We start from the raw sequence: 26520 nt of genomic DNA on the forward strand, positions 1-26520 counted from the left end.
TGAAGTGTGGGGCACCGGTTCGGCGAGCGCATTCGACCAGATCGATAACGCGCCGGAAGAGAAGGATCGGGGTATCACGATCGCCACGTCTCACGTGGAGTACGATTCGCCGACGCGCCACTATGCGCACGTTGACTGCCCGGGTCACGCGGACTACGTGAAGAACATGATCACTGGCGCGGCGCAGATGGACGGCGCGATTCTGGTGGTATCCGCCGCAGACGGCCCCATGCCGCAGACGCGTGAGCACATCCTGCTGTCTCGCCAGGTTGGCGTTCCGCACATCGTTGTCTTCCTGAACAAGGCGGACATGGTCGATGACGAGGAGCTGCTCGAGCTGGTCGAGATGGAAGTGCGTGAGCTTCTGAGCGAGTATGACTTCCCGGGCGACGATACGCCGATCGTGACCGGCTCAGCGCTGATGGCGCTGGAAGGCAAGGACGACAACGGCATGGGCGCCACGGCGGTCCAGAAGCTGGTTGAGGCGCTGGACGAGCACCTGCCGGAGCCGGATCGTGCGGTGGATCAGCCGTTCCTGATGCCGATTGAGGACGTGTTCTCCATCTCCGGTCGTGGCACCGTTGTTACCGGTCGTGTTGAGCGTGGCGTACTGAAGGTTGGTGACGAGATTGAGATCGTTGGCCTGAAGGACACCACCAAGACGACCTGTACCGGCGTTGAGATGTTCCGCAAGCTGCTGGACGAGGGCCGTGCGGGTGAGAACATCGGCGTGCTGCTGCGTGGCACCAAGCGTGACGAAGTTGAGCGCGGCCAGGTTCTGGCGGTACCGGGCTCAATCACGCCGCACACCAAGTTCGAGTCTGAGGTGTACGTTCTGAGCAAAGAAGAAGGCGGTCGCCACACGCCGTTCTTCAAGGGCTATCGCCCGCAGTTCTACTTCCGGACCACTGACGTGACTGGCTCTTGCGAGCTGCCGGAAGGCGTCGAGATGGTCATGCCGGGTGACAACGTGAAGCTGGTGGCCACGCTGATCGCGCCGATCGCGATGGAAGAAGGCCTGCGCTTCGCCGTCCGCGAAGGCGGCCGGACCGTTGGCGCCGGCGTTGTGGCTAAGATCATCGAGTAAACCGTACCGAGTTTCGGTGCAGGCCAGTAGCTCAATTGGCAGAGCAGCGGTCTCCAAAACCGCAGGTTGGGGGTTCGATTCCCTCCTGGCCTGCCACTTTTAACCCCTGGGACACCCAGAGCTTAATCCTATGGCGTCAAATGTGGACCAGGCAACCAGCCGCTTCGATACATTGAAGTGGCTGGTTGTCGTTGCGCTGGTAGCCGTCGGTGTCGTCGGCAACCTTTACTTTAGTGCTGAGTCACTGCTTTACCGCGTTCTGGGGCTGGTGGCTCTGGGCATTGTTGCCGCCTTGGTGGCGTGGCAAACCGATCGTGGCCAGCGATTTGCACGGCTCCTGAAGGAAGCGCGTGTTGAAATCCGCAAGGTGGTATGGCCGACCCGCCCCGAGCTGATTCAGACAACAGCGATTGTTGTTGTGTTCGTTCTGGTGGTGGCGCTGATGCTGTGGGGTATGGACTCCCTGATTGGCTGGTTGGTTTCCGGGGTGATCGGATAGCAGGAGAGAGGAATGGCTAAGCGCTGGTACGTGGTTCAGGCGTATTCTGGCTTCGAAAAGCATGTGATGCGCACTCTCCTGGAGCGTGTTGAGCTGAACGGATTTCAGGACCGGTTTGGCGAGATTCTGGTGCCGACCGAAGAAGTCGTCGAAATGCGCGACGGCAAAAAGCGCAAGAGCGAGCGCAAGTTCTATCCGGGGTATGTGCTGGTCCAGATGGAAATGGATGATGAGACCTGGCACATGGTGAATAACACGCCCCGCGTGCTCGGCTTTATTGGCGGCACCAAGGACAAGCCGGCGCCGATTACCGAGAAAGAAGCGGAGGCGATCCTCCGTCGCGTGGAAAGCGGCGAGGAAGAGCCGAAGCCGAAGACGCTTTTCGAGCCGGGTGAGATTGTCCGGGTCATCGAAGGGCCGTTTGCTGACTTCAACGGGGTTGTTGAAGAGGTTGACTACGATAAGAGCCGTGTTAAGGTCGCGGTCCTTATTTTTGGTCGTTCCACACCGGTCGAACTGGAGTTTGGCCAGGTCGAAAAAGACTGAGGAACGGCGATACGGCGAAGAGCTCGCGCACAGTGTGACGCGGGCTTTTTGTGTCTGAAACGGGGAGCCGAAAGGCGCTTGAACCCACAGGAGTGAAGCGAAATGGCGAAAAAGATCGAAGCGTACATCAAGCTTCAGGTCGCGGCTGGGCAGGCTAATCCCAGTCCTCCCGTTGGCCCTGCCCTGGGTCAGCACGGCCTGAACATCATGGAATTCTGTAAGGCGTTTAACGCGGAAACGCAGGACGTCGAGCCGGGGCTGCCGACGCCAGTCGTCATCACCGTATATAGCGACCGCAGTTTCACGTTTGTCACCAAGACGCCACCCGCGCCGGTGCTGCTGAAAAAGGCGGCTGGTGTGAAGAGCGGTTCCGGTCGCCCGAATACCGATAAGGTCGGTTCGGTCACCCGCGAGCAGCTCGAAGAGATCGTCCGGACCAAGGAGCCCGATCTGACGGCAGCCGATATGGACGCTGCTGTTCGGACTATTGCCGGCACTGCCCGGAGTATGGGCCTGAAAGTGGAGGGCGAATAAGATGGCAAAACTCAGTAAGCGCCAGAAGCTGATTCGCGAAAAGGTAGACGCAAGCCGTGCCTACTCTGTTGAAGACGCCTATGCGGTCCTGACTGAGCTGGCTCAGAACGTCAACTTCAAGGAGTCCGTCGATGTGTCGGTCAATCTGGGCGTCGATGCCCGGAAATCCGACCAGGTCGTGCGAAGCTCCACCGTTCTGCCGCGCGGTACCGGTAAAGAGGTACGGGTCGCCGTATTTACCCAGGGTGAGAACGCCGACAAAGCCAAAGCGGCTGGTGCGGATGTGGTCGGCATGGACGACCTCGCCGAAGAGGTGAAGAAGGGCAATCTCGATTTTGACGTGGTCATTGCCACACCGGATGCGATGCGCGTTGTTGGTCAGCTGGGCCAGATTCTCGGCCCGCGTGGTCTGATGCCGAACCCGAAAGTCGGGACGGTGACGCCGGACGTCGAAACCGCGGTTGGCAATGCCAAGGCCGGTCAGGTCCGTTATCGGACCGACAAAAACGGCATTATCCACGCCCCGCTGGGCAATGTGGAATTCGGGGTCGATGCGATTCGGGAAAACCTCGAAGCACTCATTATTGACCTCAAAAAGATCAAGCCTTCCACGTCCAAAGGGGTATACCTGCGTAAGGTATCGCTCTCCACGACGATGGGGCCAGGTCTTTCTATCGATCTGAGCGACCTCCGCATCTGAGGTTCCGTTCGGTAGATCCTTTGTAGTCTGGGCGGAAGCCAAGGCTGTCAAAGACCGTAGGCACCCAGCCTCACTTTTTGAGGTAACGGGTTTAAAGCAATGCCTACGCAGACGGTGTGACGACGTTCTCCGGAACCCAAACACCGTATGGCGCCTGACGGGCAGCGCACTGACGTGCGTTTTCCCGGAGGGTTGAGATGGGTTTGTCGGCGGGTTCCCGCCGGCGAAATCAAGGAGAAAACCAGTGGCAATTCGACTCGAAGACAAGAAAGCGATCGTCGCTGACGTCAACGAGACTGCTGGTGGTGCTCTGTCTGTTGTGATGGCTGACTACCGTGGTGTGACATCCACGGATATGACGGCCCTGCGTGCCAAGGCGCGGTCCGACAATGTTCGTCTCAAGGTTGTTCGTAACAACCTTGCACGGCGTGCAGTGGAAGGAACCGAGTACGAGTGCATTCAGGACGCATTGGTCGGCCCGACACTTCTGGCGTTCTCGATGGAAGATCCCGGTGCGGCCGCGCGCCTGCTGAAGGATTTTGCCAAAGAGAACAAGGCGTTCGAGATCAAGGGTCTGGCTGTCGGCGGTGAGCTGATGGGCGGTGACCAGATTGATCGCCTCGCCAAGCTGCCGACGCTTGAAGAAGCGCTTACTCGACTGGCAGTGGTCACACAGGCACCGATCACCAAACTGGCACGGACCTTCAACGAAGTGCCGTCGAAGATTACCCGTGCGGTTGCGGCAGTACGTGACCAGAAAAAAGACGCTGCTTGATTCTGTTGAATCGTATTCATTTAAACTTGGGAGAAAGTCATGGCTCTGTCTAAAGACGATATCTTGAACGCAATCGCCGAAATGAGCGTCATGGAAGTAGTTGAGCTCGTTGAAGCGATGGAAGAAAAATTCGGCGTATCCGCCGAAGCAGCCGTTGCTGCAGCGCCGGCCGCTGCCGGCGGTGGCGAAGCTGAAGCTGCTGAAGAACAGACTGAGTTCGACGTGGTTCTGTCTGGCGCTGGCGACAAGAAAGTCAACGTCATCAAGGCCGTTCGCGAACTGACCGGTCTGGGTCTGAAGGAAGCGAAAGAGCTGGTAGACGGTGTTCCGTCTCCGGTTAAAGAAGGCGTCAGCAAAGACGACGCTGAAGAAGCCCAGAAGAAGCTGGAAGAAGCTGGCGCTTCTGTTGAAGTTAAGTAAGGGCGGGTGGTATACCAACGCCATACTTAACGTATGAAAATGGCTGGTGGCCGTTGAGCCGCCGGCCTTTTTCTGTTGTATATGCTATAAATCTGAGATCCTGTCTGTTCATAAAGTGATCAGTACGCGGGTCTCTTCAGCCCGAGTCTTTTCGAGACGGCGCAACAGCCGAGCAATTCGGCCCCGAAGCAGAGACATGTTTGCTTCTTGATACCAGGTATCAGGTCCAACGCTGGGGAATGCAGATGACTTACTCCTACACCGAGAAAAAGCGGATCCGCAAAGATTTCAGTAAATTGCCGTCCGTGATGGATGTCCCCTTTTTGCTGTCGACACAGATTGACTCCTATCGGAGCTTTCTGCAGCACGAATCGCCTGCCGAATCACGGCAGGACACAGGCCTGCACGCGGCCTTTCAATCCGTATTCCCGATTTCGAGTTACTCGGGCAACGCGGCGCTGGAATACGTCAGCTACCGGATTGGTGAACCGGCATTTGACGTCAAGGAGTGCCAGCTCCGTGGTGTGACCTACTCGGCGCCGCTCCGGGTGAAGGTCCGTCTGATCATTTATGACAAAGAATCCTCGAACAAGGCCGTCAAGGACATCAAAGAGCAGGAAGTCTACATGGGCGAACTGCCGCTGATGACCGAGAACGGCACGTTCGTCGTGAACGGCACTGAGCGGGTGATCGTCTCCCAGCTCCATCGCTCGCCGGGTGTGTTTTTCGATCACGACAAGGGGAAGACCCATTCCTCCGGCAAGCTGCTCTATTCGGCGCGGGTGATTCCCTACCGCGGTTCCTGGCTGGACTTTGAGTTCGATCCCAAGGACACGGTGTTCGTCCGGATCGACCGTCGCCGGAAGCTCCCGGCGACCATTCTGCTGCGCGCTCTGGGTTACAGTTCGGAGCAGATGCTGGATATGTTCTTCGACACCAGTAAGTTCCGCCTGGGCGAGGACAGCGCCATGCTGGAGCTGGTGCCGAGCCGGCTGCGTGGCGACATCGCGACATTTGATATCGAGGATGGCAAGGGCAACGTCATTGTCGAGGAAGGCCGCCGGATCACGGCGCGTCATATCCGTCAGCTCGAAAAGGCCGGCATCACCGAGCTGGAGGTGCCGCTCGAGTATCTGCATGGCCGTGTGATGGCCAAAGACCTGGTGGATGAATCCACCGGCGAACTCCTGTTCGAGTGCAACACCGAACTGACGGAAGAAGTGGTCGGGAAGCTTCAGCAGGCCGGTGTCAAAGACATCGAAACCCTGTACACGAACGATCTGGACTGCGGCCCGTTCATGTCCGACACACTGCGCAACGATCCGACGCGCAACCGGCTCGAGGCGTTGGTTGAGATTTACCGGATGATGCGTCCGGGCGAGCCGCCCACGAAGGAATCCGCGGAAAACCTGTTCAATAACCTGTTTTTCTCGGAAGAGCGGTACGACCTGTCGTCCGTTGGCCGGATGAAGCTCAACCGGCGTCTGGGGCGGCAGGAGTCCGAGGGTGCCGGGACGCTGGCCGAAGACGATATTACCGACGTCCTGAAGACGTTGATTTCGATCCGTAACGGCCAGGGCAATGTCGACGACATCGACAACCTGGGCAACCGTCGTATCCGGTCGGTGGGTGAAATGGCCGAAAACCAGTTCCGCGTCGGTCTGGTCCGTGTTGAGCGCGCGGTCCGTGAGCGGTTGAGCCTTGCCGAGAGCGAAGGGCTGATGCCGCAGGATCTGATCAATGCGAAGCCTGTGGCCGCAGCGGTCAAGGAGTTCTTCGGCTCCAGTCAGCTGTCCCAGTTTATGGACCAGAACAACCCGCTGTCGGAAGTGACGCACAAGCGTCGGATTTCCGCACTCGGTCCGGGTGGTCTGACCCGCGAGCGGGCCGGCTTCGAGGTTCGGGACGTTCACCCGACCCACTACGGTCGGGTCTGCCCGATCGAAACGCCGGAAGGGCCAAACATCGGCCTGATCAACTCTCTGGCCAGCTATGCGCGGACCAATTCCTACGGCTTCCTGGAAAGTCCGTACCGGAAGGTTGAGAACGGCGTCGTCACTGACGAGATCCATTACCTCTCCGCAATCGAGGAAAGCAACTTCGTCATCGCGCAGGCCAGTGCCGAGACCGATGAGAATGGTCGCCTGACGGATGAGCTGGTCACGGTGCGCCACCAGAACGAGTTCACCGTGACGGCCCCTGAGAATGTCAATTTCAAGGACGTATCGCCGCGTCAGGTGGTTTCCGTTGCGGCCTCCATGATCCCGTTCCTGGAGCACGACGACGCCAACCGCGCGCTGATGGGCTCCAACATGCAGCGTCAGGCGGTACCGACGCTGCGCGCCGATAAGCCGCTGGTGGGGACCGGCCTTGAGCGGATCGTCGCGCAGGATTCCGGTGTATGTGTCACGGCTCGCCGCGGTGGTGTGGTGGAAAGTGTCGATGCGGCCCGTGTCGTTATCCGGGTAAACGCGGACGAAACCGATGCCGGCGATGCGGGTGTCGACATCTACAACCTGACCAAGTACACGCGCTCGAACCAGAACACCTGCATCAACCAGCGGTCCATCGTCAGCCAGGGCGATGCCGTGGCGCGTGGCGATGTTCTGGCCGATGGCCCGTCCGTCGATCTGGGCGAGCTGGCGCTGGGGCAGAACATGCGCATCGCCTTCATGCCGTGGAACGGCTACAACTTCGAGGATTCCATTCTGGTGTCCGAGAAGATTGCGCAGGAGGACCGCTTTACGTCCATCCACATCCAGGAGCTGACCTGTGTGGCGCGGGACACGAAGCTCGGCAGTGAAGAAATCACCGCCGATATTCCGAACGTTGGCGAGAGCGCGCTGTCCAAGCTGGACGAGTCCGGCATTGTCTACATTGGTGCGGAAGTCGGCGCCGGTGACATTCTGGTCGGTAAGGTGACGCCAAAGGGCGAAACCCAGCTGACACCGGAGGAAAAGCTTCTGCGCGCGATCTTTGGCGAGAAAGCATCCGATGTGAAGGACACCTCCTCGCGCGTGCCGACCGGGACGCGCGGTACGGTCATTGACGTCCAGGTCTTCACCCGTGACGGGATTGAGAAGGACCAGCGCGCCCGCTCCATCGAGACGGATCAGCTCGATCAGTTCCGCAAGGACCTGAAGGATGAGTACCGGATCGTTGAAACCGCGACCTTTGAGCGACTCACCGAAGCTCTCAAGGGCCAGGAAGTCATCAGCGGCCCGGGCTTCAAGAAAGGTGACAAGCTCGACGAGGAAACGCTCGACAAGCTGGACAGGGATGACTGGTTCAAGCTGCGCATGAGGGACGAGTCGCTCAACGAGCTGCTCGAGAAATCGGAGCAGGGCCTCGCGGATCGCAAGAAGGACCACGAGGCACGGTTTGAGGACAAGCGCGGCAAGCTGCAGCAAGGCGATGACCTGGCCCCGGGCGTCCTGAAGATCGTCAAGGTGTACCTGGCCATCAAGCGTCGGGTTCAGCCGGGTGACAAGATGGCCGGCCGTCACGGTAACAAGGGTGTGATCTCCGCCGTCATGCCGGTCGAGGACATGCCGTTCGATGAACAGGGCAACCCGGTCGATGTGGTCCTCAACCCGTTGGGTGTTCCGTCACGGATGAACGTCGGTCAGGTGCTCGAAACGCATCTGGGCGCGGCCGCGAAGGGACTGGGTGACCGGATTAACACCATGCTCGAGGAGCAGCGCAAGGTGAAAGACCTGCGCGAGATGCTCGACAAGGTGTATAACCACAGCGACGCCGCGCCGCATTATGACCTGGACTCGCTGTCGGACGATGAGGTGATGTCGCTGGCCGGTAATCTGCGTCAGGGCGTGCCCATGTCCACGGCGGTGTTCGATGGCGCCAAGGAAAGGGAAGTCAAGCAGATGCTTGAACTGGCTGATATGGAAACCAGCGGTCAGATCAAACTGTTTGACGGCCGCACCGGCGACGCCTTCGATCGTCCGGTGACGGTGGGTTACATGTACATGCTCAAGCTGAACCACCTGATCGACGACAAGATGCATGCGCGCTCCACCGGCTCCTACAGCCTGGTGACGCAGCAGCCGCTGGGCGGCAAGGCCCAGTTTGGCGGTCAGCGGTTCGGTGAGATGGAGGTCTGGGCCCTGGAGGCGTACGGCGCCGCCTACACGCTTCAGGAAATGCTCACCGTCAAATCTGACGACGTGAACGGCCGGACCAAGATGTACAAGAACATTGTTGATGGCGATCACCGGATGGAGCCGGGAATGCCAGAGTCGTTCAATGTTCTGGTCAAGGAGATCCGCTCCCTCGGTATCGATATCGAGCTTGAGCAGGAGTGATCCGAGCCGTTTTCTGGCAGCAGGAGCGGGCGCTGGCGCGCCCGCCCGAGATTAACGCCATCCGGAGCTGTTACTGATGAAAGATCTGCTGAATCTTCTCAAGAGTCAGAACCACAAGCAGGAATTTGATGCCATCCGGATCGGTCTGGCGTCGCCTGACATGATCCGCTCATGGTCCTTCGGGGAAGTGAAAAAACCCGAGACCATCAACTACCGGACCTTCAAGCCGGAACGGGACGGCCTGTTCTGCGCCAAGATCTTTGGCCCGGTCAAGGACTACGAGTGCCTGTGCGGCAAATACAAGCGCCTCAAGCACCGTGGTGTGATCTGTGAAAAGTGTGGCGTGGAAGTCGCACTGGCCAACGTGCGCCGTGAGCGCATGGGGCACATCGAGCTGGCAAGCCCGGTCGCCCACATCTGGTTCCTCAAGTCACTGCCCTCGCGCATTGGCCTGATGCTCGACATGACGTTGCGCGACATTGAACGCGTGCTGTATTTCGAGTCGTTCATCGTGATCGACCCGGGCATGACGACACTGGAACGTGGGCAGCTGCTCAACGACGAACAGTACTTCGAAGCACTCGAAGAATTTGGCGACGAGTTCGATGCCCGTATGGGTGCCGAGGCGGTCCAGTCGCTGCTGGAAGACATTGACCTGCAGGAAGAGGTGGATCAGCTGCGGGAAGACATTCCCCAGACCAACTCCGAAACCAAGATCAAGAAGCTTTCCAAGCGCCTGCGCATCCTGGAGTCGTTCCTGCAGTCCGGTAACCGGCCAGGCGACATGATTATGACGGTGCTGCCGGTTCTGCCACCGGATCTGCGTCCACTGGTGCCGCTCGATGGCGGGCGGTTCGCGACGTCCGACCTGAACGACCTGTACCGCCGTGTGATCAACCGGAACAACCGCCTGAAGCGCCTGCTGGAGCTTAATGCGCCGGACATCATCGTGCGGAACGAGAAGCGGATGCTTCAGGAATCCGTGGACGCGCTGCTGGACAACGGTCGCCGTGGCCGCGCCATCACCGGCACCAACAAGCGCCCGCTGAAGTCTCTGGCCGACATGATCAAGGGCAAGCAGGGTCGTTTCCGCCAGAACCTGCTGGGCAAGCGTGTCGATTACTCGGGGCGTTCGGTGATCGTGGTCGGTCCCGATCTGCGCCTGCATCAGTGTGGCCTGCCGAAGAAAATGGGGCTGGAGCTGTTCAAGCCGTTCATTTTCTCCAAGCTTGAGCACCGCGGGCTGGCGACCACCATCAAGGCCGCCAAGAAGATGGTCGAGCGGGAAGAGCCGGTGGTCTGGGACATTCTGGCCGAGGTCATCCGAGAGCATCCGGTCCTGCTGAACCGGGCGCCGACGCTGCACCGTCTGGGCATACAGGCATTCGAGCCGGTCCTGATCGAAGGCAAGGCCATCCAGCTGCACCCGCTGGTCTGTGCGCCGTACAACGCCGACTTTGACGGCGACCAGATGGCGGTTCACGTCCCGCTGACGCTGGAAGCGCAGCTCGAGTCGCGGGCACTGATGATGTCCACGAACAACGTGCTGTCGCCGGCGAACGGTGAGCCGATTATCGTCCCGTCGCAGGACGTGGTGCTTGGCCTGTATTACATGACCCGTGAGCGTAAGAACGGTCTGGGTGAAGGGCGCGTGTTCGCGGATACCCGTGAAGTGCATCGGGCGTACGGTGCCGGCAAGCTGGACCTTCAGGCCAAGATCAAGGTTCGGGTCAAGGAGATCGGTAACGACGACAATCCGGGCACGACCTACAGCATCGTGGACACCACGGTCGGTCGGGCACTGTTGTTTGACATCGTGCCGGACGGCATGCCGTTCGACATCGTCAACCAGCCGATGGTCAAAAAGTCGATCTCCAACCTGATCAACGTCTGCTATCGGACGGTCGGCCTGAAGGAAACGGTGATTTTTGCGGACCAGCTCATGTACATGGGCTTCCACTACGCGACCGTCTCCGGCACGTCCATCGGCATGAACGACTTCGAGATCCCGCCCGAGAAGTACGAGATGATCAAGGCGGCCGAAGAGGAAGTTCTGGAAATCGAATCCCAGTACGGCTCCGGTCTGCTGACGCAGGGCGAGAAGTACAACAAGGTCATCGACATCTGGTCCCGTGCGAACGACAAGGTGTCCACGGCAATGATGGATCGCCTGTCTCAGGAAGAGGTGTTCGATGCCGACGGTAACCCCGTGAAAGACGACAACGGTGAGCCGGTCTATCAGGAGTCGTTCAACTCCGTTTACATGATGGCGGATTCGGGCGCCCGGGGTTCCCCCGCGCAGATCCGTCAGCTGTCAGGGATGCGGGGTCTGATGGCCAAGCCGGACGGCTCGATCATCGAGACGCCGATCACGGCGAACTTCCGTGAGGGTCTGAACGTCCTCCAGTACTTCATCTCGACTCACGGTGCCCGTAAGGGGCTGGCCGATACCGCACTGAAGACGGCGAACTCCGGTTATCTGACCCGTCGTCTGGTCGATGTCTCCCAGGATCTGGTGGTTACAGAGCCGGATTGCGGCACCTACGAAGGTCTGCTGATGACGCCGCTGATCGAAGGCGGTGACGTGGTGGTTCCGCTGGGCGACCGGGTACTCGGCCGGGTGACGGCCCGCGATGTGTTCACGCCGACGGACAAAGAAAACGCCGTGGTATCGGCAGGCACACTGCTGGATGAGAAGACCGTCGAGATGGTCGAAAAGGCGGGTGTGGACGAAATCTGGGTCCGCTCTGCAATCACCTGCGAGACCAAATACGGGATCTGCTCGAAGTGCTACGGCCGTGATCTGGCCCGTGGCCACGAGGTTAACGTCGGTGAGGCGGTCGGCGTGATCGCCGCCCAGTCCATCGGTGAGCCGGGCACGCAGCTGACGATGCGGACGTTCCACATTGGTGGTGCGGCAAGCCGGGCCTCGGCGGTCGACAACATTCAGATCAAGCACGGTGGCACGATCCGTCTGCACAACATGAAGTCCATCGACAAGAGCGATGGCTCACTGGTTGTGGTATCCCGTTCCTCCGCTCTGGCTGTCGCCGACGACCAGGGTCGTGAGCGTGAGTGGTACAAGCTGCCGTACGGTGCGGTGCTGTCGGTCAAGTCCGGTGATGAGGTCGAAGCCGGTGCGGTTGTTGCCAAGTGGGACCCGCACACGCACCCGATCATCGCCGAAGCCAACGGTGTGGCGAAGCTCTCTGGCATGGACCAGGGTATCACCGTCCGGGAGCAGACGGATGAAATGACCGGCCTGTCTACCATCGAGGTGATGGATCCAAACGAGCGCCCGGCAGCCGGTAAGGACATCCGTCCGATGATCCAGCTGGTGGATGAGAATGGGGATGAGCTGGAGCTTCCCGGCGGCATGCCAGCGACCTACTTCCTGCCAGCGAAATCGCTGGTGACGCTGTCCGACGGGGATCGCATCGGCACGGGCGACGTCGTTGCGCGGATTCCGCAGGAAAGTTCGAAGACCCGGGATATCACCGGTGGTCTGCCGCGAGTGGCCGATCTGTTCGAGGCGCGTCGCCCGAAAGAGCCGGCGATTCTCGCGGAGATCACGGGTGTTGTGTCCTTTGGCAAGGAAACCAAGGGAAAGAAACGTCTGGTCATCACGCCGCGCGATGGTGATCCGTACGAGGTGCTGATTCCCAAGCATCGCCAGCTCAACGTCTTCGAGGGTGAAACGGTCGAAAAGGGCGAAGTGATTGCGGATGGCCCGTCGAACCCGCACGACATCCTGCGCCTGCTGGGCGTGGTCGCGCTGGCCAAGTACATCACCAACGAGATCCAGGACGTGTATCGCCTGCAGGGCGTTGTCATCAATGACAAGCATATCGAGGTGATCGTCCGCCAGATGCTGCGCAAGGCCGAAGTCATCGACGCGGGTGACACGACCTTCATCTCCGGTGATCAGGTGGAATACCACGAGGTGGCCGAAGAGAATGCGCGGATTGAGGCCCAGGACAAGCAGCCCGCTCGCTTTGAGCGTCAGCTGCTGGGCATCACGAAGGCCTCTCTGGCGACAGACTCCTTCATCTCCGCGGCCTCCTTCCAGGAGACCACGCGGGTACTGACCGAAGGGGCAGTCACTGGCAAGCGTGACTACCTGCGGGGGCTGAAGGAGAACGTCGTGGTGGGGCGCCTGATTCCGGCCGGTACCGGACTGGCGTACCACAACGAGCGTCGTCGCAAGCGTGAGCTCGACCAGGGTCAGGGCGTGAGCGCCGAGGACGTGGTCGAGGCACTCAGCGCGGAGCTCAATCGTTAACCAACCGGGTTGGTTAAAAAGGGAACAGTCTTCTTGACTGCCATGGGGCGCAGGCTTACACTTGCGTCCCTTAAATTTTTGCCCTGCGGGGCAAAGTTCGTATTTGTTCATTTTGGAGTTTGCTTACATGGCAACGATCAATCAGTTGGTCCGTAAGCCTCGTAAACGGAAAGCGGCAAAAACCGACGTGCCGGCTCTGCAGAGCTGCCCGCAGCGTCGGGGTGTGTGCACCCGCGTGTACACCACCACGCCGAAGAAGCCGAACTCGGCCCTGCGTAAGGTGTGCCGTGTTCGTCTGACGAACGGTTACGAGGTCGCATCCTACATCGGTGGTGAAGGCCACAACCTGCAGGAACACAGCGTCGTCCTGATTCGTGGCGGCCGGGTGAAGGACCTGCCGGGTGTGCGTTATCACACGGTTCGCGGCACGCTGGATACTCAGGGTGTACAGAATCGTCGGAAGGGCCGTTCCAAGTACGGTACGAAGCGACCCAAGTCCTGATTTGCACCAAGCCGGGTGTCTTTTATCGTTTGAATGGCGATGCGAATCGTTTGAACGGCGATAAGAGTAAGGCTGAGTAGCCGAGCGGCTATCTCAGGGGTTCCTGAAGACCTTTTTAGACAGAGGGCTTATCGATGCCTAGAAGAAGAGTTGCAGCAAAGCGGGTCATTATTCCCGATCCGAAGTTCAAGAGTCAGCGTCTGGCGAAGTTCATCAACCACGTCATGGAAAGTGGTAAGAAAGCTGTCGCCGAGCGCATCGTCTACGGTGCGCTGGACATCGTTGCGGAGAAATCCAAGGAAGAGCCGCTGGAGATGTTCGAGAAAGCACTGGAAAATATTCAGCCAATGGTGGAAGTCAAATCCCGCCGTGTTGGGGGCGCCACTTACCAGGTGCCGGTCGAAGTCCGCCCGTCGCGCCAGAACGCCCTGGCAATGCGTTGGCTCGTTGAATTCTCCCGCAAGCGCGGTGAGAAATCCATGGATGAGCGCCTGGCGGGCGAAATCCTGGAAGCGGCCGATAGCAAGGGCGCAGCGGTGAAGAAGCGTGAAGACGTTCATCGCATGGCCGAGGCCAACCGGGCCTTCTCCCACTTCCGTTTCTAACAGACCGAGGTTTTTACTGTGGCACGCAAAACCCCTATCAAGCGCTATCGCAACATCGGCATTGTTGCGCACGTCGATGCGGGCAAAACCACCACGACTGAGCGGGTCCTTTTCTATACCGGGATCTCCCACAAGATCGGTGAAGTTCATGACGGCGCAGCGGTCATGGACTGGATGGATCAGGAGCAGGAGCGGGGTATCACCATCACCTCCGCCGCAACGACCTGTTTCTGGCGCGGTATGGACCAGCAGTACGACGAGCACCGGATCAACATCATCGACACGCCGGGGCACGTTGACTTCACCATCGAGGTGGAACGTTCACTGAGGGTCCTTGACGGTGCGGTGGTCGTTTTCTGCGGCTCCTCTGGTGTTGAGCCTCAGTCTGAAACGGTTTGGCGCCAGGCCAACAAATACGAAGTACCCCGGATTGTGTTCGTCAACAAGATGGACCGCGCCGGTGCTCACTACGGTCGCGTCGTGGATCAGATTCGCGATCGTCTGGGTGCGCGCGTGATTCCGATTCAGTTGCCAATTGGCGCCGAAGACAACTTCCAGGGCGTGGTCGACCTGATCCGGATGAAAGCCATCTACTGGACCGAGAAAGACGCCGGCGCGACCTACGACGAGGTCGAGATTCCCGATGAGATGAAGGAAGAGGCTCAGGCGGCTCGTGATGCAATGGTTGAAGCCGCTGCCGAGACCGAAGACCTGATGGATAAGTACCTCGAGGAAGGCGAGCTGTCCATCGACGACGTCAAGAAAGGGCTTCGTGAGCAAACGCTGAACAACCAGATCGTCCTGGCAACCTGCGGTTCTGCCTTCAAGAACAAGGGCGTGCAGGCGGTTCTGGACAGTGTCATTGAATTCCTGCCGGCGCCGGACGAAGTCAAGGCGATTACCGGTGTGGTCGACGAAGACGAAGGCACAACGGAAACCCGTCCGGCTGACGACAATGCGCCGTTTGCCGCCCTTGCCTTCAAGATCGCCACGGACCCGTTTGTCGGTACGTTGACGTTCTTCCGGGTTTACTCCGGTAAGCTTGAGTCCGGTCAGTCCGTCTACAACTCGGTCAAGAGCAAGAGAGAGCGGGTTGGTCGGATGGTGCAGATGCACTCCAAAGAGCGGAAAGAGATCAAGGAAGTTCTGGCGGGTGACATCGCGGCTGCAATCGGCTTGAAGAACGTGACCACGGGCGACACCCTGTGCGACGAGAGCAACAAGATTGTTCTTGAGAAAATGGAGTTCCCCGAGCCGGTTATCTCGGTGGCCGTTGAGCCGAAGTCCAAGGCCGACCAGGAGAAAATGGGGACGGCGCTTGGCAAGCTGGCGCAGGAAGACCCCTCCTTCCGGGTTCAGACAGACGAAGAGTCGGGCCAGACGATTATCTCTGGCATGGGTGAACTGCACCTGGACATCATCGTTGACCGTTTGAAGCGTGAGTTCAAGGTTGAGGCCAACATTGGCAAGCCCCAGGTGGCTTACCGCGAGTGCTTCCGGAACACCGTTGAAGCGGAAGGCAAGTTCGTCCGGCAGTCCGGTGGTCGAGGCCAGTACGGTCACGTCAAGGTGCGCTTTGAGCCGATCAATCTGGATGAAGAGGATGCGGAAAACTTCGTCTTCGTCAACGAAATCGTTGGCGGCGTGGTGCCGAAAGAATATATCGGTTCCGTGGAGCAGGGTATCGAAGAGCAGATGAAAAATGGTGTCCTTGCGGGCTATCCGTTGCTGGGCATCAAGGCGACGCTCTACGACGGGTCCTACCATGACGTGGACTCTAACGAGATGGCGTTCAAGGTGGCCGCCTCTATGTCGCTGAAAGAGGCGTCCAAGACGTCGAATCCGGCGATCCTCGAGCCGACGATGAAGGTCGAAGTCGTAACGCCTGAGGAGTTCATGGGGGATGTCGTCGGCGACCTGAACCGTCGTCGCGGTCTTGTCCAGGGCATGGAAGATGGCCCGTCCGGCAAGACAATTCGGGCCGAGGTGCCTCTGTCGGAGATGTTCGGTTATGCCACCGACCTGCGGTCAGCGACCCAGGGGCGGGCATCCTACTCCATGGAGTTCAGCCGCTACGCGGAAGCTCCGACGAACATTGCCGAAGAAATCATCAAACAGGGATAATCCCGCGGATTTAAGAAACAGGAAGAGGTGTAACCGTGTCTAAAGAAAAATTTGAGCGCAGCAAACCCCACCTCAACGTGGGCACCATTGGCCACGTTGACCATGGTAAAACGACGCTGACGGCGGCGCTGACGCGCGTGTGTCACGAAGTGTGGGGCACCGGTTCGGCGAGCGCATTCGACCAGATCGATAACGCGCCGGAAGAGAAGGATCGGGGTATCACCATCGCCACGTCTCACGTGGAGTACGATTCGCCGACGCGCCACTATGCGCACGTTGACTGCCCGGGTCACGCGGACTACGTGAAGAACATGATTACTGGCGCGGCGCAGATGGACGGCGCGATTCTGGTGGTGTCCGCCGCAGACGGCCCCATGCCGCAGACGCGTGAGCACATCCTGCTGTCTCGCCAGGTTGGCGTTCCGCACATCGTTGTCTTCCTGAACAAGGCGGACATGGTCGATGACGAGGAGCTGCTCGAGCTGGTCGAGATGGAAGTGCGTGAGCTTCTGAGCGAGTATGACTTCCCGGGCGACGATACGCCGATCGTGACCGGCTCAGCGCTGATGGCGCTGGAAGGCAAGGACGACAACGGCATGGGCGCCACGGCGGTCCAGAAGCTGGTTGAGGCGCTGGACGAGCACCTGCCGGAGCCGGATCGTGCGGTGGATCAGCCGTTCCTGATGCCGATTGAGGACGTGTTCTCCATCTCCGGTCGTGGCACCGTTGTTACCGGTCGTGTTGAGCGTGGCGTACTGAAGGTTGGTGACGAGATTGAGATCGTTGGCCTGAAGGACACCACCAAGACGACCTGTACCGGCGTTGAGATGTTCCGCAAGCTGCTGGACGAAGGCCGTGCGGGTGAGAATATCGGCGTGCTGCTGCGTGGCACCAAGCGTGACGAAGTTGAGCGCGGCCAGGTTCTGGCGGTACCGGGCTCAATCACGCCGCACACCAAGTTCGAGTCTGAGGTGTACGTTCTGAGCAAAGAAGAAGGCGGTCGTCACACGCCGTTCTTCAAGGGCTATCGCCCGCAGTTCTACTTCCGGACCACTGACGTGACTGGCTCTTGCGAGCTGCCGGAAGGCGTCGAGATGGTCATGCCGGGTGACAACGTGAAGCTGGTGGCCACGCTGATCGCACCGATCGCGATGGAAGAAGGCCTGCGCTTCGCCGTCCGCGAAGGCGGCCGGACCGTTGGCGCCGGCGTTGTGGCCAAGATCATCGAGTAAGATCCGGCCATCGCAGAAAACAGGGGCTGCTCACGGCAGCCCCTTTTTCATTTCGCCTACCCTGTCAGGCTGGCACAGACGCTGCTTGACAGTGGTGGGCGATCTGCATACAATGCGGCTCCTTTTTTTGAGGTCGGCTAAACAGCTGCTACGAGTGGAGTTTGGTGCAACATGCAAAGCCAAAAGATCAGAATTCGGTTGAAGGCGTTTGATTATCGCCTGATCGACCAGTCCACGCAGGAGATCGTCGATACCGCCAAGCGGACCGGCGCTCAGGTGCGTGGCCCGATTCCTCTGCCGACGCGCAAGGAAAAGTACACAGTCCTGATCTCACCGCACGTCAACAAAGACGCGCGCGATCAGTACGAGATTCGTACCCACAAGCGTCTTCTGGACATTGTGGAGCCAACTGAAAAAACAGTTGATGCACTCATGAAGCTGGATCTGGCAGCAGGTGTAGACGTTCAGATCAGCCTCGGCTAACGCGCAACGCGTTAGTGAGTGTAACTGTTGAAAGGCCATAGAGGGTGAAAGCCCCGTACACTGAAGAGGTGAAAAATGGCAATTGGTGTTGTCGGCCGCAAGGCCGGGATGACCCGTATTTTTACGGACGACGGTCAGTCCGTTCCCGTAACCGTGATCGAGGTTGAAGCCAACCGCGTCACGCAGCTCAAAACGCCGGAGAACGACGGCTACAGCGCAGTCCAGGTGACTGTCGGTGAGCGTCGCGCCTCCCGTGTAACCAAGCCTGAATCTGGCCACTACGCAAAAGCCGGTGTCGAAGCCGGTCGTGGTCTCTGGGAGTTTCGTCTCGCCGATGGCGAAGGCGACGAGCTCCAGCCCGGAGGTGAGGTTAACGTTTCCATTTTTGAAGACGGCCAGATGGTTGACGCAACGGCTACCTCTAAAGGTAAAGGCTTTGCGGGTACCGTTAAGCGCTGGAACTTCTCCACTCAGGATGCCACTCACGGCAACTCCCTCGCGCACCGCGCGCCGGGTTCCATCGGTCAGGCCCAGAGCCCCGGTAAGGTTTTCAAGGGCAAGAAAATGTCCGGCCAGATGGGTAACGAACGCGTGACGGTTCAGAACCTTGAGGTTGTTCGGGTTGATGCTGAGCGCAATCTTCTGCTGGTTCGGGGCTCTGTGCCCGGCGCGACCGGTGGCAATGTCGTCGTCAAGCCTGCAGTGAAAGCCTGAGGAGCGGTGCGATGGAATTGACTATTACAGGTAGCGGCAAGGGCATCGCGGTTTCCGAGGCCCTGTTTGCCAAAGAGTTTAACGAGTCACTGGTGCACCAGGTTGTCACTGCTTACATGGCTGGTGGTCGCCAGGGCACGCGTGCTCAGAAGAGCCGGTCTGATGTGAGCGGCGGCGGTAAGAAGCCCTGGCGCCAGAAAGGCACTGGCCGGGCCCGTGCCGGTACCATCCGCAGCCCGCTGTGGCGCACCGGTGGTGCCACATTTGCGGCACGCCCCCAGAACCACGAGCAGAAGGTCAACCGCAAGATGTACCGTGCGGCCCTGCGCTCGATCTTCTCCGAGCTGGTTCGTCAGGAACGGCTGGTCGTTGTCGATGAGCTGACGGTTGATGAGCCGAAGACCAAGCTGTTCAGCGCCAAGCTCAAGGAAATGGGCGTTTCCAATGCGCTGGTTCTGGCAGAGAGCGTCGAGGAGAACCTGCATCTGGCATCCCGGAACATCCCGCACGTTGATGTCCGTGATGTGGCGGGGCTGGACCCGGTGAGCCTGGTCGCGCACGACAACGTCGTTGTGACCGTGCCGGCGCTGAAAAAGATCGAGGAGGTGCTCGGATGAATCAAGAGCGTATCTACAAGGTCCTGTTGGGGCCGCACGTTTCCGAAAAGACCTCTCTCGTGGCGGAGCAGGACCAGGTGGTTTTCCGTGTCGCTCCGGATGCAACCAAGCCGGAGGTCAAGAAGGCCGTTGAGCAGCTGTTTAACGTCACGGTCGTAGGGGTTCAGATTCTGAATCGCAAGGGCAAGCTCAAGCGCACCATCCATGGTTATGGCAAGCGCGATAGCATGCGTAAGGCCTACGTACGGCTTGCTGAAGGTCAGGAAATCGACTTTATGGATGTCGAATAAGGTAAAGGGGTCGTAACATGCCGATCGTTAACACCAAACCAACATCGCCTGGCCGCCGTCACGCCATTAAGACGTCCAACGAGGACCTCTATAAGGGCCGGCCCTACGCGCCGTTGGTCAAAGCACTGAGCCGCACCGGTGGTCGTAACCACTACGGGCGGATTACGAGTCGTCACGTTGGTGGTGGTCACAAACGTCACTACCGCGTCATTGACTTCAAACGGACCAAAGATGGTGTTCCGGGCACGGTTGAGCGCCTGGAATACGATCCGAACCGTTCTGCACACATTGCTCTGGTGAAGTACCAGGACGGCGAGCGCCGCTATATTCTGGCGCCCCGAGGCCTCAAGGCCGGTGATGTGGTGCGGTCGGGCATCGACGCGCCCATCAAGGTGGGAAGTTCCCTGCCGCTCCGGAATATCCCGGTCGGTTCCATCATTCACTGCGTCGAAATCAAGCCTGGTAAAGGCGGTCAGCTGGCTCGCAGTGCGGGCGCATCCGTACAGCTGGTCGCTCGGGAAGGAGCCTACGCTACGGTACGGCTCCGGTCAGGCGAAATGCGTAAGGTGCTTGCAGAATGTCGCGCCACGCTGGGGGAAGTCTCCAACAGCGAGCACAGTCTCAAGCAGCTTGGTAAAGCGGGTGCATCACGTTGGCGTGGCAAGCGTCCAACAGTACGTGGTGTTGCTATGAACCCAATTGACCACCCCCACGGTGGTGGTGAAGGGCGTACCTCTGGCGGACGTCACCCTGTTACTCCATGGGGTGTGCCGACCAAAGGGCATAAGACTCGTAAGAACAAGCGTACTGACCGAATGATCGTACGTCGTCGTTCAGCCAAGTAAACGACTACATAGAGGTAAATGCTGTGCCACGTTCTTTGAAGAAAGGTCCTTTTATAGACCTGCATCTGTTGAAGAAGGTCGAATCAGCTCTGGAGAACAACGAAAAGCGTCCGATCAAGACATGGTCTCGTCGGTCCACGGTGTTCCCGGAAATGGTTGGCCTCACGATTGCAGTCCATAACGGTAAGCAACACGTGCCCGTTCTGATCACCGAAGAGATGGTCGGGCATAAGCTGGGCGAGTTCGCTGCCACGCGGACTTACCGCGGCCATGCTGCCGACAAGAAAGCTAAACGCTGATTTGAGGGGAATCGAAATGGAAGTAGCGGCTAAGTACAAGGGCGCTCGCCTCTCTGCTCAGAAAGCACGTCTTGTGGCAGACCAGGTTCGCGGCAAGTCGGTGGAGGACGCCCTGAACATTCTGACTTTCAGTCCCAAAAAGGCGGCGGTCGCAATCCGCAAGACGCTGGAATCGGCGATTGCCAATGCTGAGCACAACGAGGGCCTGGACGTTGATGATCTTCGCGTGGCGACGATCTGCGTGGATGAGGGGCAGACCCTCAAGCGGATCAAGCCACGGGCCAAAGGGAGCGCTGACCGGATTCTTAAGCGCACCTGCCATATCACCGTCAAGGTTGCCGACAAGTAGGAGATGCTCAGATGGGTCATAAAGTAAATCCGACCGGCATCCGCCTGGGTGTGATTAAAGAGCACAACTCAGTCTGGTATGCCGAGAAAGAGGAATACGCCAACAACCTTCTGAACGATCTCGAAGTCCGGGATTTCATTCAGAAGCGTCTGGAAAAGGCGTCAGTGAGCAAGGTTGTGATCGAGCGCCCCGCACAGAACGCGCGGATCACGATTCACACCGCCCGTCCCGGGATTGTCATCGGGAAGAAGGGTGAGGATGTTGACCGGCTGCGCCGCGAAGTCAGCCAGATGATGGGCGTGCCGGTGCACATCAACATCGAGGAAGTCCGCAAGCCGGATCTCGATGCGAAGCTGGTTGCCCAGAACGTCTGTGGTCAGCTGGAGCGCCGTGTCATGTTCCGCCGCGCGATGAAGCGTGCGGTCCAGAACGCAATGCGCCAGGGCGCAAAGGGCATCAAGATCCAGGTTGGTGGTCGACTTGGTGGTGCCGAGATCGCTCGTTCCGAGTGGTATCGGGAGGGTCGCGTTCCGCTGCACACGCTGCGTGCGGACATCGACTACGCCACCTACGAGGCGTTTACCACTTACGGTGTGATCGGGGTCAAGGTGTGGATCTTCAAAGGCGAGATTCTTGGCGGCATGGAACAGGTCCGTGCTGAAAAGGATGCCTCTCGCAAGAAAGGTTCCAAGTAAAGGGGCACTCTTATGTTGCAGCCAAAGAAAACCAAATTTCGCAAGGTGATGAAAGGCCGTAACCGAGGCCTGGCACATCGCGGCAACAAGGTCAGCTTCGGCGAGTACGGATTGAAAGCGACCAGCCGTGGCCGTATAACGGCACGCCAGATCGAGGCGGCACGACGCACGATGACCCGCCGTATCAAGCGGGGCGGTAAGATCTGGATCCGGGTCTTCCCGGACAAGCCGATCTCCAGCAAGCCGCTGGAAGTGCGGATGGGTAAAGGTAAGGGTTCTGTCGAATACTGGGTCGCTGAGATTCAGCCCGGCAAGATGCTGTACGAGATGGAAGGCGTGGGCGAGGAAATCGCACGGGATGCCTTCACCCTCGCTGCTGCCAAGCTGCCGGTGTCGACAACCTTCGTAACGAGGACGGTGATGTGATGAAAGCGACAGAGCTGCGAGAAAAATCAGTCGAGGAGCTGAACAAAGAGCTGATCGACCTGCTGAAAGAGCAGTTCAACCTGCGCATGCGCAAGGCGACAGGTCAGCTGAATCAGACTCACCTCCTCGGCAAGGTTAAGCGTGACATTGCGCGCGTGAAAACGATTTTGACTGAAAAGGCAGGACAGTGAGATGACCGAAGCTACTACTACTGCCAGAACCCTGAACGGCAAGGTCGTGAGCAACAAGATGGACAAGTCCATCACGGTTCTGGTTGAGCGCCGGGTGAAGCACCCGTTGTACGGCAAGTACGTCAAGCGCTCCACCAAGGTTCACGCTCACGACGAGAGCAATCAGTGCAATGTTGGCGACTTTGTCCGGATCGAAGAGACCCGGCCGATCTCCAAGTCCAAAAGTTGGGCTCTGGTGAAAGTCGTTGAACAGGCATCGAAGGTGTAACTCGCCCGGACGGTGAGACTTGTCGTAACGACAAAGTGGTTTCTGCTGGAGAACAACCATGATTCAGACTCAAACAATGCTTGAGGTCGCGGACAACAGCGGTGCCCGTCGGGTGATGTGCATCAAGGTCCTGGGCGGTTCGCACCGGCGTTACGCCAACGTGGGTGACATTATCAACGTGACCGTCAAGGAAGCGATCCCCCGCGGTAAGGTCCGCAAAGGCCAGGTCCTCAAGGCAGTCGTTGTGCGCACCAGTAAGGGTGTTCGGCGCGCTGACGGTTCCGTGATCCGTTTTGACGGTAACGCGGCCGTGCTGCTGAACAACCAGGAAGCGCCCATCGGAACCCGTATTTTCGGGCCGGTCACACGTGAACTTCGCTCGGAGAAGTTCATGAAGATTATTTCGCTGGCACCCGAAGTACTGTAAGGACGAGAGGCCGGTTATGAGAAAGATTAAACGCGATGACGAGGTGATCGTCACCACGGGTAAAGACAAGGGTAAGCGCGGCAAGGTCCTGAAGGTGCAGGATGACGGCCGGGTGATTGTTTCCGGGATCAACATGATCAAGAAGCACACCAAGCCCAACCCGATGCTCGGTACTCAGGGTGGCATCGTCGAAAAAGAAGCACCTATCCAGGCTTCCAACGTGGCTGTATTCAATCCGCAAACCGGAAAAGGCGACCGTGTCGGCTTTGATGTCCGGGACGATGGCAGTAAAGTGCGGATTTTCCGGTCCACGAACGAAGCAGTCGATAACCAGTAAGTGGTGGTGGTTACGATGCTTAACAGCAAAGAACAGTACAAACAGGACGTGATTCCCGCGCTGCAGGAAGCGTTCGAGTACAAAAACCCGATGCAGGTCCCGCGGATCGAAAAGATCACGCTCAACATGGGTGTGGGCGAAGCGGTAGGTGACAAGAAGATGATCGAGAATGCTGCGGCTGACCTCGAACGTCTGTCCGGCCAGAAGCCTGTCATCACCAGCGCGCGCAAATCCGTTGCGGGGTTCAAGATCCGTGAAGGCTGGCCCATCGGCTGCAAGGTCACGCTGCGTGGTGAACGCATGTGGGACTTCTTCGATCGACTCGTGCACATTGCGATCCCCCGAATCCGGGATTTCCGGGGTCTCAACCCCAAGTCCTTTGACGGGCGCGGCAACTACAGCATGGGTGTTCGTGAGCAGATCATCTTCCCCGAGATCGAGTACGACAAGGTCGACAAGATCCGCGGGCTGGATGTGACCATCACTACCTCTGCTGAAAGCAACGAGGAAGGTCGCGAACTGCTGAAAGCCTTTGGCTTTCCGTTCAAGAAATAAAGGACGCGAGTAATGGCTAAGGTATCGATGAAAAATCGCGAGTTGAAGCGCGAGAAAACGGTTGCCAAATATGCGGCCAAGCGCGCTGAACTCAAGGCGATCATCAAGAACCCGAATACCAGTGACGAAGACCGCTGGCAGGCGCAGATCGCTCTGCAGAAGCTGCCGCGGAACGCGAGCCCGTCTCGTCTTCGTAACCGGTGCCAGGTAACCGGCCGCCCGCATGGCGTGCTGCGCAAGTTCAAGCTGTCTCGCATTAAATTGCGTGAAGCTGGCATGCGTGGTGACGTCCCCGGGCTGAGCAAGGCGAGCTGGTAATTGGTTGATGCCCCTCAGGGCGTTCGTTGGTAAGCGGTGCGGCAAGCCGCTGCACAACTAAAAAGATTCAGGAGCCCATACCAATGAGTATGCAAGACACGCTTGCGGATATGATTACGCGCATCCGCAACGCACAGCGAGCATCAAAAGAAGACGTCACCATGCCGTCTTCGAAGCTGAAAGCCGCCGTGGCCCAGGTCCTGAAGGACGAAGGCTACGTGAGCGACTTTTCTGTCACAGCTGACACCAAACCGGAACTGACCGTGAACCTCAAGTATTTCGAGGGCAAGCCGGTCATTGAGTACATCCAGCGTTATAGCCGCCCGAGTCTGCGCCAGTATCGGGGTGCCAAGGAATTGCCGAAGGTGGCAGGGGGCCTTGGTGTCGCTATCGTCTCCACGTCCCGTGGCGTCATGACCGACCGGGCCGCGCGTGAAGCCGGCGTTGGCGGCGAAGTCATCTGCACCGTATTTTAGGAGTTTCTCATGTCCAGGATTGCGAATAATCCTGTCGAGCTGCCTTCCGGTGTTGAGGTCAAGCTGAACGGACAGGACATTAACGTCAAGGGCGCCAAAGGCGAACTTGCACACACCATCCACGATCTGGTGGAAGTGACGCAGGAAGAGAACGTACTGCGCTTCGCACCACGTGACCAGGCGAAGAAGTCCCGTGCATTGGCCGGCACGACCCGGGCACTGATCAATAACATGGTGGTCGGTGTGAGCAACGGATTCGAGCGTCGCCTGCAGCTGTCAGGCGTTGGTTATCGTGCCGTCGCACAGGGTAAAAAGCTCAGCCTGACCCTCGGGTTCTCTCACCCGGTCGAATACGAGCTGCCCGAAGGCGTCACCGCGGAAGCACCGTCTGCAACAGAGGTGGTCGTCCGGGGTATCGACAAGCAACAGGTTGGCCAGGTGGCTGCTGAGATTCGCGCGTTCCGGCCGCCGGAGCCCTACAAGGGCAAGGGTGTTCGGTATGCCGACGAGCAGATCAAACGTAAAGAGGCCAAGAAGAAATAGGGCGGGGCTATGAACGCTAGAAACGATAGAATGCGTCGCGCACGCAAGCTGCGCATGAAAATCCGGGAGCAGGGCGTCAATCGCCTGTGTGTTCACCGGACGCCGAAGCACATGTACGCCCAGGTCACCACGGCTGATGGCAGCCGGGTTCTGGCCGCGGCGTCCACCCTGGACAAGAACCTGCGCCAGGGTGCGACTGGTAACGTCGAGGCGGCCCAGAAGGTGGGCAAGCTGATCGCCGAGCGGGCCAAGGATGCGGGCATCGAGTCGGTTGCATTCGACCGGTCCGGGTACCGTTATCACGGTCGTATTCAGGCCCTGGCCGATGCGGCTCGTGAAGCCGGCCTGCAATTCTAGGAGGTGAAGCAATGAGTGTGAACGATCAGAAAGCACCGGAACTGGAAGAGAAGCTTGTCCAGGTTAACCGGGTCGCCAAGGTGGTCAAAGGGGGCCGGACCTTCACCTTCACTGCACTGTCCGTAGTGGGTGACGGCAAGGGTCGTGTCGGCTTTGGTCGCGGTAAGGCGCGGGAAGTGCCGCTGGCTATCCAGAAATCAATGGAAGCCGCGCGCAAGAACATGATCCAGGCGCCCCTCAACGGCACGACGCTGCAGTTTGCCGTCAAGGGAGTGCACAGCGGATCCAAGGTGTACATGCAGCCGGCCTCGGAAGGTACAGGTATCATCGCCGGCGGTGCGATGCGCTCGGTACTGGAAGTCGCGGGCGTTCAGGATGTTCTGGCCAAGTGTTATGGCTCGACCAATCCGATCAACGTCGTCCGGGCCACTGTGAAAGGTCTTGGGGCGACTCGCTCACCTGAAGACATTGCGGCCAAGCGCGGCAAGACTGTCGAAGAAATTCAGGGGTGAAGTCATGGCGAACAAGACGATCAAAATTACTTTGACCCGCAGTCCGATCGGCTGCAAGCCGGACCACAAACAGTGTGTCAACGGACTGGGTCTTCGCAAGATCGGTCATACCGTCGAGCGGGAAGATACGCCCGCCGTACGCGGCATGGTGAACCGAGTCAATTACATGGTTCGGGTGGAGGAAAACTGA

33 protein-coding genes and 1 tRNA gene are annotated in these 26520 nt (G+C 58.8%); all 34 read left to right on the plus strand.

Annotated features, from left to right (window positions below; translation table 11 throughout):
* Positions 1-1087, plus strand: a 1087-nt coding sequence (gene tuf, locus C8D92_RS13175; protein ID WP_116919624.1) for an elongation factor Tu, incomplete at its 5' end; no start/stop codon positions are given.
* Positions 1088-1107: 20 nt separating this feature from the next.
* Positions 1108-1183 (plus strand) — tRNA-Trp (locus tag C8D92_RS13180).
* A 34-nt stretch (positions 1184-1217) separates the two neighbouring features.
* Positions 1218-1586 carry a preprotein translocase subunit SecE gene (gene secE / locus C8D92_RS13185; RefSeq protein WP_095610883.1) on the plus strand — a complete coding sequence of 123 codons (369 nt, stop codon included), beginning with the start codon at positions 1218-1220 and terminating at the stop codon, positions 1584-1586.
* Positions 1587-1598: 12 nt separating this feature from the next.
* Positions 1599-2132 (plus strand): transcription termination/antitermination protein NusG, encoded by a 534-nt coding sequence (gene nusG / locus C8D92_RS13190; RefSeq protein ID WP_116919625.1) that lies wholly within the window; start codon positions 1599-1601, stop codon positions 2130-2132.
* A gap of 102 nt (positions 2133-2234) precedes the next feature.
* Positions 2235-2666 (plus strand): 50S ribosomal protein L11, encoded by a 432-nt coding sequence (gene rplK / locus C8D92_RS13195; protein ID WP_095610881.1) that lies wholly within the window; start codon positions 2235-2237, stop codon positions 2664-2666.
* A 1-nt stretch (position 2667) separates the two neighbouring features.
* Positions 2668-3366, plus strand: a complete 699-nt coding sequence (gene rplA, locus C8D92_RS13200; RefSeq protein ID WP_116919626.1) for a 50S ribosomal protein L1 — start codon at positions 2668-2670, stop codon at positions 3364-3366.
* A gap of 244 nt (positions 3367-3610) precedes the next feature.
* Positions 3611-4141 carry a 50S ribosomal protein L10 gene (gene rplJ / locus C8D92_RS13205; RefSeq protein WP_095610879.1) on the plus strand — a complete coding sequence of 177 codons (531 nt, stop codon included), beginning with the start codon at positions 3611-3613 and terminating at the stop codon, positions 4139-4141.
* Between the two features lie 39 nt (positions 4142-4180).
* Positions 4181-4561, plus strand: a complete 381-nt coding sequence (gene rplL, locus C8D92_RS13210; protein ID WP_095610878.1) for a 50S ribosomal protein L7/L12 — start codon at positions 4181-4183, stop codon at positions 4559-4561.
* A 245-nt stretch (positions 4562-4806) separates the two neighbouring features.
* A complete protein-coding gene (gene rpoB, locus C8D92_RS13215) occupies positions 4807-8883 on the plus strand; it encodes a DNA-directed RNA polymerase subunit beta (protein ID WP_116919722.1) in 4077 nt (1358 codons plus the stop codon).
* Between the two features lie 76 nt (positions 8884-8959).
* Complete coding sequence (rpoC, locus tag C8D92_RS13220) at positions 8960-13165, plus strand: DNA-directed RNA polymerase subunit beta' (RefSeq protein WP_095610877.1); 4206 nt, start codon at positions 8960-8962, stop codon at positions 13163-13165.
* 127 nt (positions 13166-13292) lie between these two features.
* A complete protein-coding gene (rpsL, locus tag C8D92_RS13225; RefSeq protein ID WP_095610876.1) occupies positions 13293-13667 on the plus strand; it encodes a 30S ribosomal protein S12 in 375 nt (124 codons plus the stop codon).
* 134 nt (positions 13668-13801) lie between these two features.
* Positions 13802-14272, plus strand: coding sequence for a 30S ribosomal protein S7 (rpsG, locus tag C8D92_RS13230; RefSeq protein ID WP_095610875.1), 471 nt, complete (start codon positions 13802-13804; stop codon positions 14270-14272).
* An 18-nt stretch (positions 14273-14290) separates the two neighbouring features.
* Positions 14291-16396, plus strand: a complete 2106-nt coding sequence (fusA, locus tag C8D92_RS13235) for an elongation factor G (protein WP_095610874.1) — start codon at positions 14291-14293, stop codon at positions 16394-16396.
* 35 nt (positions 16397-16431) lie between these two features.
* Entirely contained in the window at positions 16432-17628 is a 1197-nt protein-coding gene (tuf, locus tag C8D92_RS13240; protein WP_095612364.1) for an elongation factor Tu, read from the plus strand.
* A gap of 171 nt (positions 17629-17799) precedes the next feature.
* Positions 17800-18111, plus strand: coding sequence for a 30S ribosomal protein S10 (rpsJ, locus tag C8D92_RS13245; protein WP_004580743.1), 312 nt, complete (start codon positions 17800-17802; stop codon positions 18109-18111).
* A gap of 75 nt (positions 18112-18186) precedes the next feature.
* A complete protein-coding gene (gene rplC, locus C8D92_RS13250) occupies positions 18187-18825 on the plus strand; it encodes a 50S ribosomal protein L3 (protein WP_095609665.1) in 639 nt (212 codons plus the stop codon).
* Positions 18826-18836: 11 nt separating this feature from the next.
* A complete protein-coding gene (gene rplD, locus C8D92_RS13255) occupies positions 18837-19442 on the plus strand; it encodes a 50S ribosomal protein L4 (RefSeq protein WP_095609664.1) in 606 nt (201 codons plus the stop codon).
* The gene (gene rplW, locus C8D92_RS13260; protein ID WP_095609663.1) at positions 19439-19732 is read left to right on the plus strand and encodes a 50S ribosomal protein L23; all 294 of its coding nucleotides are present in this window, start codon (positions 19439-19441) and stop codon (positions 19730-19732) included. The genes rplD and rplW overlap by 4 nt, the downstream gene beginning before the upstream one ends.
* A 17-nt stretch (positions 19733-19749) precedes the next feature.
* Positions 19750-20577, plus strand: a complete 828-nt coding sequence (rplB, locus tag C8D92_RS13265; protein WP_095609662.1) for a 50S ribosomal protein L2 — start codon at positions 19750-19752, stop codon at positions 20575-20577.
* Positions 20578-20600: 23 nt separating this feature from the next.
* Positions 20601-20876 (plus strand): 30S ribosomal protein S19, encoded by a 276-nt coding sequence (gene rpsS / locus C8D92_RS13270; protein ID WP_095609661.1) that lies wholly within the window; start codon positions 20601-20603, stop codon positions 20874-20876.
* A 16-nt stretch (positions 20877-20892) separates the two neighbouring features.
* Positions 20893-21225: a 50S ribosomal protein L22 gene (rplV, locus tag C8D92_RS13275; RefSeq protein WP_095609660.1), complete on the plus strand. Its 333-nt coding sequence runs from the start codon at positions 20893-20895 to the stop codon at positions 21223-21225.
* 11 nt (positions 21226-21236) lie between these two features.
* Positions 21237-21920, plus strand: coding sequence for a 30S ribosomal protein S3 (rpsC, locus tag C8D92_RS13280; protein WP_095609659.1), 684 nt, complete (start codon positions 21237-21239; stop codon positions 21918-21920).
* Positions 21921-21932: 12 nt separating this feature from the next.
* Complete coding sequence (rplP, locus tag C8D92_RS13285) at positions 21933-22346, plus strand: 50S ribosomal protein L16 (protein ID WP_095609658.1); 414 nt, start codon at positions 21933-21935, stop codon at positions 22344-22346.
* Positions 22346-22537, plus strand: coding sequence for a 50S ribosomal protein L29 (gene rpmC, locus C8D92_RS13290; RefSeq protein WP_095609657.1), 192 nt, complete (start codon positions 22346-22348; stop codon positions 22535-22537). The genes rplP and rpmC overlap by 1 nt, the downstream gene beginning before the upstream one ends.
* A 1-nt stretch (position 22538) precedes the next feature.
* The gene (gene rpsQ / locus C8D92_RS13295; protein ID WP_095609656.1) at positions 22539-22805 is read left to right on the plus strand and encodes a 30S ribosomal protein S17; all 267 of its coding nucleotides are present in this window, start codon (positions 22539-22541) and stop codon (positions 22803-22805) included.
* A 58-nt stretch (positions 22806-22863) separates the two neighbouring features.
* Positions 22864-23232, plus strand: a complete 369-nt coding sequence (gene rplN / locus C8D92_RS13300; protein ID WP_095609655.1) for a 50S ribosomal protein L14 — start codon at positions 22864-22866, stop codon at positions 23230-23232.
* A gap of 16 nt (positions 23233-23248) precedes the next feature.
* Positions 23249-23569 carry a 50S ribosomal protein L24 gene (gene rplX / locus C8D92_RS13305; protein WP_095609654.1) on the plus strand — a complete coding sequence of 107 codons (321 nt, stop codon included), beginning with the start codon at positions 23249-23251 and terminating at the stop codon, positions 23567-23569.
* Positions 23570-23584: 15 nt separating this feature from the next.
* Entirely contained in the window at positions 23585-24124 is a 540-nt protein-coding gene (rplE, locus tag C8D92_RS13310) for a 50S ribosomal protein L5 (protein WP_095609653.1), read from the plus strand.
* 12 nt (positions 24125-24136) lie between these two features.
* Positions 24137-24442, plus strand: a complete 306-nt coding sequence (gene rpsN / locus C8D92_RS13315) for a 30S ribosomal protein S14 (RefSeq protein WP_095609652.1) — start codon at positions 24137-24139, stop codon at positions 24440-24442.
* Between the two features lie 83 nt (positions 24443-24525).
* Positions 24526-24918, plus strand: a complete 393-nt coding sequence (gene rpsH, locus C8D92_RS13320; RefSeq protein WP_095609651.1) for a 30S ribosomal protein S8 — start codon at positions 24526-24528, stop codon at positions 24916-24918.
* A 9-nt stretch (positions 24919-24927) separates the two neighbouring features.
* Positions 24928-25461, plus strand: coding sequence for a 50S ribosomal protein L6 (gene rplF, locus C8D92_RS13325; RefSeq protein WP_095609650.1), 534 nt, complete (start codon positions 24928-24930; stop codon positions 25459-25461).
* 9 nt (positions 25462-25470) lie between these two features.
* The gene (gene rplR / locus C8D92_RS13330) at positions 25471-25818 is read left to right on the plus strand and encodes a 50S ribosomal protein L18 (RefSeq protein ID WP_095609649.1); all 348 of its coding nucleotides are present in this window, start codon (positions 25471-25473) and stop codon (positions 25816-25818) included.
* Positions 25819-25829: 11 nt separating this feature from the next.
* Complete coding sequence (gene rpsE / locus C8D92_RS13335) at positions 25830-26330, plus strand: 30S ribosomal protein S5 (protein WP_095609648.1); 501 nt, start codon at positions 25830-25832, stop codon at positions 26328-26330.
* Positions 26331-26334: 4 nt separating this feature from the next.
* Positions 26335-26520, plus strand: coding sequence for a 50S ribosomal protein L30 (gene rpmD, locus C8D92_RS13340; RefSeq protein WP_095609647.1), 186 nt, complete (start codon positions 26335-26337; stop codon positions 26518-26520).

This window comes from Tamilnaduibacter salinus (assembly GCF_003096655.1).
GTDB lineage: Bacteria > Pseudomonadota > Gammaproteobacteria > Pseudomonadales > Oleiphilaceae > Tamilnaduibacter > Tamilnaduibacter salinus.

What these genes read in the sequence shown, in the direction of transcription:
- rplE (WP_095609653.1), top strand. Translation starts at nt 23,585, where the DNA reads ATGCTTAACAGCAAAGAACAGTACAAACAGGACGTGATTCCCGCGCTG.
- rplL (WP_095610878.1), top strand. Translation starts at nt 4,181, where the DNA reads ATGGCTCTGTCTAAAGACGATATCTTGAACGCAATCGCCGAAATGAGC.
- rpsG (WP_095610875.1), top strand. Translation starts at nt 13,802, where the DNA reads ATGCCTAGAAGAAGAGTTGCAGCAAAGCGGGTCATTATTCCCGATCCG.
- rplB (WP_095609662.1), top strand. Translation starts at nt 19,750, where the DNA reads ATGCCGATCGTTAACACCAAACCAACATCGCCTGGCCGCCGTCACGCC.
- rplX (WP_095609654.1), top strand. Translation starts at nt 23,249, where the DNA reads ATGAGAAAGATTAAACGCGATGACGAGGTGATCGTCACCACGGGTAAA.
- rpsJ (WP_004580743.1), top strand. Translation starts at nt 17,800, where the DNA reads ATGCAAAGCCAAAAGATCAGAATTCGGTTGAAGGCGTTTGATTATCGC.
- rpsN (WP_095609652.1), top strand. Translation starts at nt 24,137, where the DNA reads ATGGCTAAGGTATCGATGAAAAATCGCGAGTTGAAGCGCGAGAAAACG.
- rplD (WP_095609664.1), top strand. Translation starts at nt 18,837, where the DNA reads ATGGAATTGACTATTACAGGTAGCGGCAAGGGCATCGCGGTTTCCGAG.
- rplK (WP_095610881.1), top strand. Translation starts at nt 2,235, where the DNA reads ATGGCGAAAAAGATCGAAGCGTACATCAAGCTTCAGGTCGCGGCTGGG.
- rplF (WP_095609650.1), top strand. Translation starts at nt 24,928, where the DNA reads ATGTCCAGGATTGCGAATAATCCTGTCGAGCTGCCTTCCGGTGTTGAG.
- rpsE (WP_095609648.1), top strand. Translation starts at nt 25,830, where the DNA reads ATGAGTGTGAACGATCAGAAAGCACCGGAACTGGAAGAGAAGCTTGTC.
- rplC (WP_095609665.1), top strand. Translation starts at nt 18,187, where the DNA reads ATGGCAATTGGTGTTGTCGGCCGCAAGGCCGGGATGACCCGTATTTTT.
- rpsL (WP_095610876.1), top strand. Translation starts at nt 13,293, where the DNA reads ATGGCAACGATCAATCAGTTGGTCCGTAAGCCTCGTAAACGGAAAGCG.
- rplP (WP_095609658.1), top strand. Translation starts at nt 21,933, where the DNA reads ATGTTGCAGCCAAAGAAAACCAAATTTCGCAAGGTGATGAAAGGCCGT.
- rpsH (WP_095609651.1), top strand. Translation starts at nt 24,526, where the DNA reads ATGAGTATGCAAGACACGCTTGCGGATATGATTACGCGCATCCGCAAC.
- rplA (WP_116919626.1), top strand. Translation starts at nt 2,668, where the DNA reads ATGGCAAAACTCAGTAAGCGCCAGAAGCTGATTCGCGAAAAGGTAGAC.
- rpsQ (WP_095609656.1), top strand. Translation starts at nt 22,539, where the DNA reads ATGACCGAAGCTACTACTACTGCCAGAACCCTGAACGGCAAGGTCGTG.
- rpoB (WP_116919722.1), top strand. Translation starts at nt 4,807, where the DNA reads ATGACTTACTCCTACACCGAGAAAAAGCGGATCCGCAAAGATTTCAGT.
- rplW (WP_095609663.1), top strand. Translation starts at nt 19,439, where the DNA reads ATGAATCAAGAGCGTATCTACAAGGTCCTGTTGGGGCCGCACGTTTCC.
- rpmC (WP_095609657.1), top strand. Translation starts at nt 22,346, where the DNA reads ATGAAAGCGACAGAGCTGCGAGAAAAATCAGTCGAGGAGCTGAACAAA.
- rpoC (WP_095610877.1), top strand. Translation starts at nt 8,960, where the DNA reads ATGAAAGATCTGCTGAATCTTCTCAAGAGTCAGAACCACAAGCAGGAA.
- rpsC (WP_095609659.1), top strand. Translation starts at nt 21,237, where the DNA reads ATGGGTCATAAAGTAAATCCGACCGGCATCCGCCTGGGTGTGATTAAA.
- secE (WP_095610883.1), top strand. Translation starts at nt 1,218, where the DNA reads ATGGCGTCAAATGTGGACCAGGCAACCAGCCGCTTCGATACATTGAAG.
- rplR (WP_095609649.1), top strand. Translation starts at nt 25,471, where the DNA reads ATGAACGCTAGAAACGATAGAATGCGTCGCGCACGCAAGCTGCGCATG.
- rplN (WP_095609655.1), top strand. Translation starts at nt 22,864, where the DNA reads ATGATTCAGACTCAAACAATGCTTGAGGTCGCGGACAACAGCGGTGCC.
- nusG (WP_116919625.1), top strand. Translation starts at nt 1,599, where the DNA reads ATGGCTAAGCGCTGGTACGTGGTTCAGGCGTATTCTGGCTTCGAAAAG.
- rpmD (WP_095609647.1), top strand. Translation starts at nt 26,335, where the DNA reads ATGGCGAACAAGACGATCAAAATTACTTTGACCCGCAGTCCGATCGGC.
- rplV (WP_095609660.1), top strand. Translation starts at nt 20,893, where the DNA reads ATGGAAGTAGCGGCTAAGTACAAGGGCGCTCGCCTCTCTGCTCAGAAA.